General features: G+C 72.6%; 2 protein-coding genes. Both read left to right on the plus strand.

What is annotated here, in order from left to right; all coding sequences use genetic code 11:
* A partial coding sequence (locus FOY53_RS23360; RefSeq protein WP_186766741.1) for a hypothetical protein occupies positions 1-360 on the plus strand: 360 nt, incomplete at its 5' end.
* On the plus strand, positions 357-544 hold a 188-nt coding region (locus FOY53_RS22810; protein WP_146592554.1), incomplete at its 3' end, for a hypothetical protein. The genes FOY53_RS23360 and FOY53_RS22810, both read left to right, overlap by 4 nt.

Genomic DNA, 544 nt, shown 5'->3' on the forward strand with positions numbered 1-544 from the left:
ATCTCGACGGTGCGCCACTGTCGCGGCGTTCAGGGGCTGGCGGCGCACGCCGCCGCCGTCTGGCACGAGAAACAGCGTCTTGCCGTGGTCGCCGCCTGTGTTGCCGATGGGTTGAGCGATGACGAGATCGCGGCGCGCGTGGGGCGGCACGTCAGCGGGGTCAGACGGCAGCGCGCGAGCCTCGGCCTGGCCGCGAACAGACCAAGGCCGCCGCTCCAGCCGCCGGAGGCGCTGAACCAGGCCGAGGCGTTTGTGCTGCGGGCACTGCAGCGGCTGTTCGCCGACAACCGGCCCCGGGTGTCCGAGGATCTGGCTGGGCGCATCATGGCGGCCCGCGTGGCGCAGGAGCACCGGGCATGAGCGCGCATTCCGCCCGGGCGATGAGCCGCCACCCCGAGACCACCAGAGTGCAGCGCACGGTGTTCCGGCTGGGGCACATCGAGGTCGAGGTCATCGATCACCCGGACAACGGCGTGACCTACGGGCTGCGCGCCGCCGTGCCGCTGGTCAACGGCCAGCGCCCGCCGCTGCTGTTCTCGGGGCA

Origin of the sequence: Puniceibacterium confluentis (assembly GCF_007923445.1) — a bacterium.
Taxonomy (GTDB): domain Bacteria; phylum Pseudomonadota; class Alphaproteobacteria; order Rhodobacterales; family Rhodobacteraceae; genus Puniceibacterium; species Puniceibacterium confluentis.